Origin of the sequence: Campylobacter sp. RM16187 (genome assembly GCF_025319965.1) — a bacterium.
Taxonomy (GTDB): domain Bacteria; phylum Campylobacterota; class Campylobacteria; order Campylobacterales; family Campylobacteraceae; genus Campylobacter_A.
The window spans coordinates 493,925-507,843 of the sequence record NZ_CP012549.1; the positions used below are offsets into that span (position 1 = coordinate 493,925).

General features: G+C 39.3%; 8 protein-coding genes and 1 tRNA gene. 7 read left to right on the forward strand and 2 right to left on the reverse strand.

Annotation, left to right across the window (positions count from 1 at the left end):
* Positions 1-18 precede the first annotated feature (18 nt).
* The 7 genes from rplL to CDOMF_RS02820 all read left to right on the forward strand — a co-directional run bounded on the left by rplL (position 19) and on the right by CDOMF_RS02820 (position 12,581).
* Positions 19-393, forward strand: a complete 375-nt coding sequence (gene rplL, locus CDOMF_RS02790; protein ID WP_260952353.1) for a 50S ribosomal protein L7/L12 — start codon at positions 19-21, stop codon at positions 391-393.
* A gap of 117 nt (positions 394-510) precedes the next feature.
* Positions 511-4,650, forward strand: coding sequence for a DNA-directed RNA polymerase subunit beta (gene rpoB / locus CDOMF_RS02795; protein ID WP_260952354.1), 4,140 nt, complete (start codon positions 511-513; stop codon positions 4,648-4,650).
* Positions 4,643-9,151: a DNA-directed RNA polymerase subunit beta' gene (gene rpoC, locus CDOMF_RS02800; protein ID WP_260952355.1), complete on the forward strand. Its 4,509-nt coding sequence runs from the start codon at positions 4,643-4,645 to the stop codon at positions 9,149-9,151. The genes rpoB and rpoC overlap by 8 nt, the downstream gene beginning before the upstream one ends.
* A 198-nt stretch (positions 9,152-9,349) precedes the next feature.
* On the forward strand, positions 9,350-9,739 hold the full coding sequence (gene rpsL / locus CDOMF_RS02805; RefSeq protein ID WP_169940604.1) for a 30S ribosomal protein S12: 390 nt from the start codon (positions 9,350-9,352) through the stop codon (positions 9,737-9,739).
* Positions 9,740-9,814: 75 nt separating this feature from the next.
* Complete coding sequence (rpsG, locus tag CDOMF_RS02810; RefSeq protein ID WP_260952356.1) at positions 9,815-10,285, forward strand: 30S ribosomal protein S7; 471 nt, start codon at positions 9,815-9,817, stop codon at positions 10,283-10,285.
* Positions 10,286-10,297: 12 nt separating this feature from the next.
* Positions 10,298-12,376, forward strand: a complete 2,079-nt coding sequence (fusA, locus tag CDOMF_RS02815; RefSeq protein ID WP_260952357.1) for an elongation factor G — start codon at positions 10,298-10,300, stop codon at positions 12,374-12,376.
* A gap of 128 nt (positions 12,377-12,504) precedes the next feature.
* Positions 12,505-12,581 (forward strand) — tRNA-Arg (locus tag CDOMF_RS02820).
* A gap of 6 nt (positions 12,582-12,587) precedes the next feature.
* Here CDOMF_RS02820 and CDOMF_RS02825 read toward each other — a convergent pair.
* Entirely contained in the window at positions 12,588-12,944 is a 357-nt protein-coding gene (locus tag CDOMF_RS02825) for a lipoprotein (RefSeq protein ID WP_260952358.1), read from the reverse strand.
* 52 nt (positions 12,945-12,996) lie between these two features.
* Positions 12,997-13,914 (reverse strand): ABC transporter ATP-binding protein, encoded by a 918-nt coding sequence (locus tag CDOMF_RS02830; protein ID WP_336296824.1) that lies wholly within the window; start codon positions 13,912-13,914, stop codon positions 12,997-12,999.
* Positions 13,915-13,919 lie beyond the last annotated feature (5 nt).

Genomic DNA, 13,919 nt, shown 5'->3' on the forward strand with positions numbered 1-13,919 from the left:
AATTAGGAGAATTTAAAAATGGCAATTACTAAAGAAGATGTACTAGAATTTATCTCTAATCTTTCAGTATTAGAGCTAAGCGAATTAGTAAAAGAATTTGAAGAGAAATTTGGCGTAAGCGCAGCTCCTGTTATGGTAGCAGGCGCAGCGGGTGGTGCAGCAGTGGCAGAAGTTGAAGAGAAAACTGAATTCAACGTTGTATTGCTTGACGGCGGTGAGAAAAAGATCAACGTTATTAAAGTTGTTAGAGCTCTTACCGGTCTTGGTCTTAAAGAGGCTAAAGATGCAGTTGAGCAAACTCCTTCAGTTCTTAAAGAGGGAATCAGCAAAGCTGAAGCTGAAGAAGCTAAAAAACAACTTGAAGAAGCAGGCGCTAAAGTCGAACTTAAATAATATTTATTATTTTGTTATTTTTGGAAGGAAGCTCTAGGGCTTCCTTAATTAAATTTTAGATGCCATAAATTTGTGGCTCAATACTTTTCTTTCAAACTTATACCACGAGGTAGATGCATGTTAAACAGCTTATACTCAGGAAATCGTCTTAGAGTTGATTTTTCAAATGTCGCTAAAGAGATAGATGTTCCTAACCTATTACAATTACAAAAAAAGAGTTTTGATTATTTTCTAAATTTGGGCGAAAATCAAGGCGAAAGCGGTATCGAAAAAGTTTTTAAATCAATATTTCCCATACATGATCCGCAAAATAGACTTTCGCTTGAATATGTAAGTTCAGAGATCGGCAAGCCTAAATACACTATTAGAGAGTGTATGGAAAGAGGTCTTACTTACTCTGTAAATTTAAAGATGAAAATTCGACTTATAGTTCATGAAAAAGATGAGAAAACCGGTGAGAAGATCGGTGTAAAAGATATAAAAGAACAAGAAATTTTTATACGTGAAATTCCTCTTATGACAGATAGAATTTCATTTATTATAAACGGCGTCGAAAGAGTTGTTGTAAACCAGCTCCATAGAAGCCCGGGCGTTATATTTAAAGAAGAGGAGAGCCCGACTGTCGTAAATAAGCTAATTTACACAGCCCAGATTATTCCCGACCGCGGTTCTTGGCTATACTTTGAATACGACACAAAAGACGTTTTATACGTTCGTATCAATAAACGCAGAAAAGTTCCTGTAACCATACTATTTAGAGCGCTTGGATATAAAAAACAAGATATTATAAAACTATTTTATCCTATCCAGACTTTAACTATTAAAAACAATAAATTTTTGACTGAATTTAACCCTGAAGATTATGTTGGCAGAATAGAATATGATATAAAAGATGAAGACGGAAATGTACTTCACGAAGCAGGTAAAAGGCTAACAAAGAAAAAAGCAGACAAGATCATAAGCGATGGTATAAAGTGGGTTGAGTATCCGACTGAAATTTTGGTTAATAGATTTTTAGCTTCTCCTGTGATCGATAAAGAGAGTGGGGAAGTTATATTAGATACTCTTGTGCAGCTTGATGAGAATAAATTGGTTAAAATTTTAGCCGAGCAAGACACTATAGAGATAGCAAACGACCTTGCGGCAGGCGTTGATGATGCGATTATAAACTCATTTATCGCAGATAGCGAGACTCTAAAACTTCTTAAGCAAACTGAAAATGTTGAAGATGAAAACGACCTTGCGGCAATTAGAATTTACAAAGTTATGCGCCCCGGTGAGCCTGTCGTAAAAGATGCTGCAAAGACATTTGTAAACGATCTTTTCTTCAACCCTGAAAGGTATGACTTAACTCAAGTTGGTCGTATGAAGATGAACCACAAGCTTGGACTCGATGTTCCTGAATATGTAACCGTTCTAACAAATGAAGATATTATAAAAACAGCAAAATATCTTATAAAGGTTAAAAACGGACAAGGTCATATAGACGATAGAGATCACCTTGGAAACAGACGTATCCGCTCTATCGGCGAGCTTTTGGCTAACGAGCTTCACCTCGGCTTCGTGAAAATGCAAAAGGCTATCCGTGACAAATTTACAAGCTTAAGTAGTAGCATTGAAGAAATTATGCCTTATGATCTTGTAAATCCAAAGATGATTACTGCGACTATAACTGAATTTTTCACAGGCGGACAGTTAAGCCAGTTTATGGATCAGACAAATCCGCTAAGCGAAGTTACACATAAGCGCCGTCTATCGGCACTTGGTGAGGGAGGACTCGTAAAAGAGCGCGCAGGATTTGAGGTGCGTGACGTTCACCCTACACACTACGGCAGAATTTGTCCCGTAGAGACTCCGGAAGGTCAAAACATCGGTCTTATAAACACACTTTCAACTTATGCGAAAGTAAATAACCTTGGTTTTGTTGAAGCACCTTATAAAAAAGTTGTTGACGGCAAAGTAACCGATGAGATCGTTTATCTAACGGCAACTCAAGAGGAAAATATAGTAATAGCCCCGGCTTCAACTCTTATAGATGATAACGGCTATATAGTTGAAGATCTGATCGAAGCTAGACAAGATGGTGAGATGATACTTGCTAAACGCGAGGATGTTAAGCTAATAGACCTTTGTTCGGGCATGATAGCAGGTGTCGCGGCTTCTCTTATTCCATTCTTGGAACATGATGACGCCAACCGTGCGCTTATGGGTTCAAACATGCAGCGCCAAGCAGTGCCGCTTCTTCGCTCGTCTGCTCCTATCGTGGGAACGGGAATGGAAAGAATCGTAGCGCGCGATGCTTGGGAAGCTATCAAAGCAAGACGTTCAGGTGTTGTCGAAAAAGTAGATAATAAAAATATATTTATTTTGGGTGAAGATGAAGCAGGACCTTATATAGATCACTACTTTATGGAGAAAAATTTAAGAACCAACCAAAACACCACATTTTCTCAGCATCCGATAGTCAAAAAGGGCGATGTGGTTGAAGCAGGACAAGTGATAGCTGATGGCCCTAGTATGGAAAGAGGCGAGCTTGCCATAGGTAAAAACGCACTTATAGCATTTATGCCTTGGAATGGTTATAACTATGAAGACGCGATCGTAATTAGTGAAAAGATGATACGTGAAGATGCATTTACGAGTGTTCATATCTATGAAAAAGAGATAGAAGCTCGTGAGCTAAAAGACGGAGTAGAGGAGATAACAAAAGATATTCCCAATATTAAAGAGGAAGATCTGATACACCTTGACGAAAACGGAATCATTAAGATCGGAACTCATGTAAAGCCTGGCATGATACTAGTTGGAAAGGTATCTCCAAAAGGCGAGGTTAAACCAACTCCTGAAGAGAGACTTTTAAGAGCGATCTTTGGCGAAAAAGCGGGGCATGTCGTAAATAAATCATTATATGCAACAGCTTCTATGGAAGGTGTCGTTGTAGATGTGAAAATCTTTACAAAAAAAGGCTATGAGAAAGACAATAGAACAAATAAGGCCTATGAGGAAGAGAAGTTAAATTTGGAAAAAGAGCATCATGATAGACTTTTGATGATGGATAGAGAGGAGATGCTAAAAGTAACTTCTTTATTATCTAGAAACGCTCTTTCTGATAGTTTAACTATCGGTAAAAAAGAGTATAAAAAAGGAAGCAGGATAGATAAGGCAGATCTTGAAAATATCAACCGCTTTACACTAAATACTATTGTAAAAAGCTTTGCAAGAGATGTTCAGAAGAAATATGACGAGCTTAAAAACTACTTCCAAAACGAGAAGAAAAAGTTAAAAGAAGAGCATGACGCCAAGATAGAAATTTTAGAAAAAGATGATATCTTGCCAAGCGGAGTTGTCAAACTTGTGAAGGTATATATAGCTACAAAACGCAAACTTAAAGTAGGCGATAAGATGGCTGGACGTCACGGTAATAAAGGTATCGTTTCAAATATAGTTCCAGAGGTTGATATGCCGTATCTTCCTAGCGGGCAGCCTGTCGATATCGTATTAAATCCACTGGGTGTTCCGAGCCGTATGAATATAGGACAAATTTTAGAAAGCCATCTCGGACTTGTAGGTTATCGCTTGGGTGAGCAGATAAATGAAATTTTTGAAGAGAAAAAAGGTGAGTGGATCAAGACCCTTCGTGCCAAAATGATTGAGATAGCCGATGTTTCTAAATTTACCGATGCTAAAAAAGCCATATCTAGTATAAGTGACGAAGATCTAATAGAATACGCAAGAGATTGGGCAAGTGGTGTTAAATTCGCAACTCCTATCTTTGAGGGCGTTAGAGTTGAAGAATTTGCTAAGCTATTTGAGATGGCAAAAGTCGATATGGACGGTAAAACCGAGCTTTATGATGGACGCACAGGCTCAAAAATAAAGGAGAGAGTAAACGTAGGCTGCATGTATATGCTTAAGCTTCACCACCTTGTCGATGAGAAAGTTCACGCAAGAAGTACCGGACCATACAGCCTTGTTACGCAGCAACCTGTCGGTGGTAAGGCGCTATTTGGCGGTCAAAGATTTGGTGAGATGGAGGTTTGGGCGCTTGAAGCTTATGGAGCCGCTCACACTCTAAGAGAGATGCTAACGGTAAAATCAGACGATGTTGAAGGTCGTTTAATGGCATATAAGGCACTAACAAGAGGCGAAAATGTACCAGAAACAGGAATTCCTGAGACGTTTTTCGTATTAACAAACGAACTTAAATCCCTTGCACTTGATGTTGAGATATACGATGAGGAAGATAACAATGAGTGAATTAAAACCGATTGAGATAAAAGAAGAGCACCGCCCTCGTGATTTTGAAGCTTTTCAGCTTCGCTTGGCAAGTCCCGAGAAGATCAAATCATGTAGTTATGGCGAGGTTAAAAAGCCTGAAACTATCAACTATAGAACTCTAAAGCCTGAACGTGATGGTCTGTTTTGCGCCAAAATTTTTGGTCCGATCCGTGACTATGAGTGCCTTTGCGGTAAGTATAAAAAAATGCGCTATAAAGGCGTTAAATGCGAGAAGTGCGGCGTTGAAGTAACCAGCTCAAAAGTTCGTCGCTCACGCATGGGACACATCGAGCTTGTAACTCCTGTGGCGCATATCTGGTATGTAAATTCACTTCCAAGCCGTATAGGAACGCTTCTTGGTATCAAGATGAAGGATTTAGAGCGCGTACTTTACTATGAGGCATATATAGTTGAGGCCGTAGGAGATGCATTTTATGATAACGAGAATAGCAAAAAAGTAGAAATTTATGACGTTTTAAATGACGAGCAGTATCAATCTCTTGCTCAACGTTTCGAGGATAGTGGATTTAGAGCTAGAATGGGTGGAGAGGTTATTAGGGATATGCTTGCAAGTTTAGATCTGATAGAGCTTTTAAATACTCTAAAAGATGAGGTGAGCGCTACAAATTCAGAGGCGAAGAAAAAAACTATCGTAAAAAGACTTAAAGTTGTTGAGGCGTTTTTAAATTCAGGCAACCGCCCTGAGTGGATGATGATTACAAATTTACCTGTGCTTCCGCCTGATTTACGCCCGCTTGTTAGCCTTGACGGAGGCAAATTTGCCGTTTCTGACGTGAACGATCTTTACCGCCGTGTTATAAATAGAAATGCACGTCTAAAGAGACTTATGGAGCTTGATGCGCCTGAAATCATTATAAGAAACGAAAAGAGAATGCTTCAAGAGGCGGTTGATGCCCTTTTTGATAACGGAAGAAGAGCAAATGCCGTAAAAGGTGCAAACAAGCGCCCGCTTAAATCACTTTCTGAGATTATCAAAGGTAAGCAAGGTCGCTTTAGACAAAATTTGCTTGGTAAGCGTGTTGACTTCTCAGGTCGTTCTGTTATCGTTGTAGGCCCAAAGCTTAGAATGGATCAGTGCGGACTTCCAAAGAGAATGGCTCTTGAGCTATTCAAACCGCACCTTTTAGCGCGTCTTGAAGAAAAGGGCTATGCAACGACCGTTAAGCAAGCCAAGAAGATGATAGAGGATAAGACGAATGAAGTTTGGGAGTGTTTAGAGGAGGTTGTTAAAGATCATCCTGTTATGCTAAACCGTGCTCCTACGCTGCATAAGCTCTCTATTCAAGCGTTTCACCCTGTGCTAGTTGAAGGCAAAGCGATACAGCTTCATCCGCTCGTTTGTGCTGCGTTTAACGCGGACTTTGACGGCGACCAAATGGCTGTTCACGTGCCACTCTCGCAAGAAGCTATCGCGGAGTGCAAAATTTTGATGCTTAGCTCGATGAATATCTTGCTTCCTGCAAGCGGTAAGGCTATAACCGTTCCAAGCCAGGATATGGTTTTAGGAATTTACTACCTAAGCTTAGAAAAGAGCGACACTAAGGGAGCAAATAAAATTTTTGCAAGCGTTGATGAGGTTATGATCGCTGAAGAGGCGCACTGCCTTGAAGTTCATTCAAAGATCAAAACCATGATCGACGGTAAGACGCTATTTACGACTGCCGGACGTTTGATCATCCGCTCGATATTGCCTGATTTTGTTCCTGAAAATATGTGGAACAGAGTCCTTAAGAAAAAAGATATAGCAAATTTGGTTGATTATGTTTATAAAGTAGGCGGACTTGAGATAACTGCAGGATTTTTAGATAAGCTTAAAAATTTAGGCTTCCGCTACGCTACAAAAGCGGGAATTTCTATCTCTATAGCCGATATCATCGTCCCTGAAGGAAAACAAAAGCATATAGACAGCGCTAAGAAAAAAGTACGCGAAATTCAAAACCAATACGGCGCAGGTCTTTTAACGGATTCAGAAAGATACAATAAGATCGTTGATATCTGGACTGATACAAATAATGTAGTTGCAGGCGAGATGATGAAGCTCATTCAAAATGATAAGGGCGGATTTAACTCGATTTATATGATGGCTGACTCTGGAGCTAGAGGTTCTGCTGCGCAAATTCGTCAGCTTGCCGGTATGCGTGGTCTTATGGCTAAGCCTGATGGCTCGATTATTGAGACGCCTATTACATCAAATTTCCGCGAGGGACTAAACGTACTTGAGTACTTTATCTCAACTCACGGCGCTAGAAAAGGACTTGCCGATACCGCGCTTAAAACGGCAAACGCGGGATACTTAACTAGAAAGCTAATTGACGTTGCGCAAAACGTTAAGGTTACGATTGAAGATTGCGGTACTCACGAAGGCGTTGAGATCACTGAAATCACCGAAAACGGCGAGCTTATAGAAAGCCTTGAGGAAAGAGTGCTTGGAAGAGTGCTTGCAGATGACGTTATAGATCCGATAGCAAATGAAATTTTATTTGCGGAAGGCACTTTAATAGATGAGGAGAAGGCAAAAGCCATAATTGAAGCTGGAATAAAATCTGTTAATATCAGGACTCCTATTACTTGCAAAGCCGCAAAAGGAGTATGTGCTAAGTGTTATGGCCTTAACCTTGGAGAAGGCAAGCTGGTAAAACCTGGAGAGGCTGTAGGTATCATCTCTGCTCAATCAATTGGCGAGCCTGGAACTCAGCTTACTCTTAGAACATTCCACATCGGCGGGACCGCTTCTACCGAGCAACAAGATCGCCAGGTTATAGCGCAAAAAGAAGGCTTTATAAGATATTATAACCTTAATACTTATGAAAATAACGGCAAGAGAATTGTAGCTAATCGTCGTAACGCAGCTGTTTTATTGGTAGAGCCAAAGATAAAGGCTCCGTTTGATGGCAAGATCGAGATAGAAATAGCTCACGAAGATGTAAATATTACCATAAAAGGTAAGAAAGAAGAGGCTAAATACACCCTTAGAAGAAATGACCTTGCTAAGCCAAACGAACTAGCCGGGGTTAGCGGTAAGGTAGAGGGTAAAATTCACATACCTTATGAGCATGGAGCTAGTGTTCAAGAAAATGAGAGTATAGCCGAAATTATTAAAGAGGGATGGAACATTCCTAATCGTATTCCTTTTGCAAGTGAAATTAAGATGGCAGACGGTGATCCTGTAGCTAGAAAGATAGTTTCTGGAGCAAATGGAGTATTGAAGTTTTATATCTTAAAGGGTGATTATTTAGAACGTATAAGAAATATAAAAAAGGGTCACACTGTAAGAGAAAAAGGTATGTTTGTAGTAGTTGCCGATGAGGATGATAGAGAGGCTGTGCGTCACTATATACCAAGAAATTCGGTTATTAAAGTCAACGATAGCGATATAGTAAGCTTAAAAGATCTTATAGCTGAACCCGTAAATGAAGAGCAGTTAATAGTAGCAGAATGGGATCCATACTCTACTCCTGTTATTGCCGAAGAGGCCGGAGTAGTGGCTTATGAAGATATAGAGCCTAACTATAGCGCTTCAGAACAATATGATGAGGCTACCGGACAGACTCGTCTTGTGATCAATGAGTATCTGCCTTCTGGTATTAAGCCTACGATAGTTATATCTACTAAAGACGGAAGGCTGATTCGATATCAGCTTGAGCCAAAGACGGCGATATTTGTAAATGATGGTGTAAGTGTAGACCAAGCCGATATTTTAGCTAGAACTCCAAAGGCTGTAGCAAAATCAAAAGACATCACCGGAGGTCTTCCTAGGGTATCTGAGCTATTTGAAGCAAGACGTCCAAAAAATACGGCTATCATAGCTGAGATTGACGGTATTGTAAGATTTGATAAGCCGCTTCGCTCAAAAGAAAGAATTATTATCGAAGCGGAGGATGGAACTACGTCTGAATACTTGATAGACAAGACCAGACAAATTCAAGTTACGAGCGGAGAGTTTATCCATGCTGGCGAGAAGCTAACAGACGGTCTTATCTCAAGCCATGACGTGCTCAGAATTTTAGGTGAAAAGGCGCTTCATTACTATTTGATAAGTGAAATTCAGCAAGTGTATCGCTCACAAGGTGTTGCAATAGCAGATAAACACATTGAAATTATAGTTTCCCAGATGCTAAGACAAGTTAAAATAATAGATAGTGGAGATACTAATTTCATAGTCGGTGATATGATCTCTCGTATAAGATTTAAAGAGGAAAACGAAAGAATAATGCGCATGGGAGGCAATCCTGCTATAGCTGAGCCTATCTTGCTTGGTGTAACTCGCGCGGCGATAGGAAGTGATAGTGTGATCTCTGCAGCATCTTTCCAAGAGACAACTAAGGTTTTAACGGAGGCTAGTATAGCTGCTAAAATAGATCATCTTGAAGATCTAAAAGAAAACGTAATTTTGGGTCGCATGATACCAGTTGGAACAGGACTTTATCAAGATAGAAAGATAAAGCTAAAACAAAATTAAATAATTTTTTGCCCTGCTCAATTTTGGCAGGGCAATTTATAAAATTTGAGCTTAGATTTAAAATTTATCTTGCTCAAACTTCGAATTCAAGAGTTTTAAAACCAACCTATAAGCTAAAAATTTAGAAATTTACCTTAAATTAAGCCATTTTTAAATAAAATTAAGTCTTTTTAATAAATTTAGTCGAAAGGAATTACTGTGCCAACCATAAATCAATTGGTTAGAAAAGAGCGCAAGAAAGTGATTGTAAAATCAAAATCTCCAGCGCTAAAAGAGTGTCCTCAAAGAAGAGGCGTTTGTACGAGAGTTTACACAACAACTCCGAAAAAACCAAACTCTGCTTTGAGAAAAGTTGCCAAGGTTAGATTAACCAGTGGCTTTGAAGTTATTAGCTATATCGGCGGTGAAGGTCACAACTTGCAAGAGCACAGCATTGTGCTAGTTCGCGGCGGTAGGGTTAAAGACTTACCAGGTGTTAAATATCACATAGTTCGTGGTGCGCTTGATACTGCGGGTGTTGCTAAAAGAACAGTTTCACGTTCTAAATATGGTGCTAAACGCCCTAAAGCCGGCGCAGCAAAGAAATAAAAATTTAGGTTCGCAGACGCGCTTTTGATTTAGTTGCGTTTGAGTAAAATTTATAAAATTTGAAGGAATAATCAAATGAGAAGAAGAAAAGCCCCTGTAAGGGAAGTTTTACCTGATCCGATATATGGAAACAAAGTAATCACTAAATTTATTAACTCGCTTATGTACGATGGCAAAAAAAGCGTAGCAACCGAGATTATGTACGGCGCTATCAAAGCTATCGAGAAAAGAAATAGCGAAGTTAAAGGCATAGATGTTTTTAACGATGCTATTGAAAACGTAAAACCGATCATGGAAGTTAAATCACGCCGTGTTGGTGGTGCTACATATCAAGTTCCTGTTGAGGTTCGCCCTGCACGCCAACAAGCTCTTGCTATCCGCTGGATAATCAGCTATGCAAGAAAAAGAAGCGAAAGAACCATGATAGACAAGCTTGCTAACGAGCTTCTTGATGCTGCAAATTCAAAAGGTGCATCTTTTAAGAAGAAAGAAGATACTTACAAAATGGCAGAGGCTAACAAGGCATTTGCTCACTACCGCTGGTAAGAAGGAAAATTTATGGCAGATAGAAAAACCCCATTACATATGGTTAGAAACATCGGTATCGCGGCTCATATTGACGCTGGTAAAACTACTACCAGCGAAAGAATTTTGTTCTTTACGGGCATGAGCCATAAGCTTGGCGAGGTTCATGATGGTGCTGCTACTATGGACTGGATGGAGCAAGAAAAAGAGCGTGGTATTACTATTACTTCAGCTGCAACAACTTGTTTCTGGAAAGATCACCAAATCAACCTCATTGACACTCCGGGCCACGTTGACTTTACTATCGAAGTTGAGCGTTCTATGCGTGTTCTTGACGGTGCTGTCGCTGTATTTTGTTCAGTTGGCGGCGTTCAACCTCAGTCTGAAACAGTTTGGAGACAAGCTAACAAATACCGCGTTCCAAGAATGGTTTACGTAAATAAAATGGACAGAGTTGGCGCAAATTTCTACAATGTAGAGAGCCAAATCAAAAACCGCTTAAAAGCAAATCCGGTACCTATCCAAATTCCAATCGGTGCTGAAGATACATTTAAAGGTGTTGTTGATTTAGTAACTATGAAAGCTTTGGTTTGGGAAGATGACAGCAAACCGACTACATTCGTAGAGAAAGAAATTCCAGCCGATTTGCTAGAAAAAGCAGAAGAGTACCGCGCGAAAATGGTTGAGGCTGCTGCTGAAACCGATGATGCACTTATGGAGAAATACCTTAGCGGTGAAGAGCTTAGCGTTGAGGAGATTAAACAAGGTATAAAAGCCGGTTGTCTTTCAATGTCAATCATTCCTATGGTTTGCGGAACTTCATTTAAAAATAAAGGCGTTCAACCGCTTCTTGATGCTGTTGTTGATTATCTTCCGGCTCCGGATGAAGTTGAGGCGATAAAAGGCGAGTATGAAGACGGCACAGAGGTAAAGGTTGAGTCAGCCGATGATGGCGAATTTGCCGGTCTTGCGTTTAAGATCATGACAGACCCGTTTGTCGGTCAGCTAACTTTCGTTCGTGTTTATCGCGGCAGCCTAGAGAGCGGTAGCTATGCTTACAACTCAGCTAAGGGCAAAAAGGAGAGAATCGGTCGTCTTTTAAAGATGCACTCAAATAAAAGAGAAGAGATTACAGTTCTTCACGCCGGGGAGATCGGCGCTGTTGTGGGACTAAAAGAGACTCTAACAGGCGATACATTATCAAGCGAAAAAGACAAGGTAATCCTTGAGAGAATGGACTTCCCGGATCCGGTTATCTCTGTTGCGGTTGAGCCAAAAACTAAAGCAGATCAAGAGAAGATGGCGCTTGCACTTCAAAAGCTTGCGCAAGAAGATCCAAGCTTTAGAGTTAGCACGGACGAGGAGAGCGGTCAAACTATCATCTCCGGTATGGGTGAGCTTCACCTTGAGATCATCGTTGATCGTATGCTTCGCGAATTTAAAGTTGATGCAGAAGTTGGACAACCTCAAGTTGCATATCGCGAAACTATCCGTAAAACAGTCGAGCAAGAGTATAAATATGCTAAGCAATCAGGCGGACGCGGTCAATACGGACATGTATTCCTACGTCTTGAGCCACTTGAGCCTGGTACTGGATTTGAGTTCGTTAATGACATCAAAGGCGGCGTTGTACCTAAAGAGTACATTCCGGCTGTTGAAAAGGGTTGTAAAGAAGCGCTTCAAAACGGTGTTCTTGCAGGCTACCCTGTAGAAGACGTTAAAGTTACGTTGTTTGACGGGAGCTACCACGAAGTGGATAGCTCTGAAATGGCATTTAAACTTGCTGCTTCAATGGGCTTTAAAGAGGGCGCTAGAAAAGCAGGTGCAGTTATACTTGAGCCTATGATGAAGGTTGAGGTTGAAACTCCTGAAGAGTATATGGGTGATGTTATCGGCGACCTTAACAAGCGCCGCGGACAAGTTAGCTCAATGGATGAAAGAAGCGGTAATAAGATCGTTACAGCGTTTTGCCCACTTGCTCAGATGTTTGGCTACTCAACAGACCTTAGAAGCCAAACTCAAGGTCGTGCTACATACTCTATGGAATTTGATCACTATGAAGAAGTTCCTAAAAACGTATCTGAAGAGATCATTAAAAAGAGAAACGGCTAAAATTTAGGGCGGGACTTTCTCGCCCTTTTTAAATTTATTTAAATTAATAAGCTTGCAAACATATTTTATAAAATTTACTTGGTTTATTTGAATATTTATCAAGAATAGTATTTGTTTTTTTACCTTTTGTCCTCATAGCTCAGCTGGATAGAGCGCAAAATTCCTAATTTTGAGGCCGTGAGTTCGAATCTCGCTGAGGACACCATCTTGATTATATTTTAAAAATCTCTTCTAATTTTTGTTTTTCTTTTGTGCTGTTTTCTTCTAATATGTTATTTAAAATATCTTTAGTGTCTTTTCTTATCTCATCTATAGTGCTCTCTACTTTATCTTTGATCTCTTCAGCGCTTTTTATAGCCTTATCGGTAACCGTATCTATAATGTCTTGTGTGTTTCCTTTTATTTCTGAGGTTTTATCAATGACATCTTTTGCAGCGTTAGAGCCTTTTTCTATTATTTTGTTGGCAGCGTCTTTTGTGGAATCAACTATCTCTTTAGCTTGTTTGCCATCAGAGCATCCTGATAAAAGTAGAGTTAAAAGTATTATGAGGATTGAAATTTTATTCATAAAATAGCCTTTTGTTTTATTCTGTATATTTTAGGAGAATTTAGTTAATATTTTAGTTTAAATCAAAGCCAAATTTATCACTTATTTCAATATTTGAGTTTATGATGCTTTTAAATTTTACATTCATAAATTCTAATTCAAGCTCATAAAATGCACCTAAAAATCGGTAACTTAATACATTTGCTTCAAATTTATTGCCGCTTATAATTTGTTCCGGTCTAAACATATATCTCTTATTCTTAAGCCACTGTTTAAATTCATCTGGAAGCACTTCTATATTGTATCCTGCCACAGAATTCATTTCACCTAAAAATTTTGCCACCTCGAAACTACTTGGATTAAAATAGAGCTCTTTAGGTGTGCCAATATCTAAAATAATACCATTTTTAATAAGTGCAATTCTATCACTTAGCATAAAGGCATCTTCTTTATCGTGAGTTACCATAATAGCACTTAGACCGTTTTGCTTAATCATCTGTTTTAATTCGGATCTTAAAGTATGGCGGAGATTGTGATCTAGATTTGCAAACGGCTCATCAAGTAATAAAAGCTTTTCTTTGTTTGCCACTGCTCTTGCAAATGCCACGCGTTGAGCCTGTCCTCCTGAAATTTGATCGCACATTTTATTTTTTAGCTCTTTTATTTTAAATTTCTCAAGCAGACTCTCTATCTCTATATCACGTTCGTTTTTAGGCATTTTTGAAAGAGCGAATTCGATATTTTTATTTACATTTAAGTGCGGAAATAGAGCGTAGTTTTGAAACATCATGGCCACACCACAATCTTTTTTAAGTTCTATATCTCCGCTATCTTTTGTCTCAAGTCCGGCTATAATTCTTAAAAGAGTGCTTTTACCGCATCCGCTTTCACCCAAAATACTTAAAATTTCACCTTCTTTTAGTGTCAAATTTATATGTTTCAAAACATCTATGTTGTTAAATTTCTTGTTTAAATTTCTAATATTTAAAATTTCCA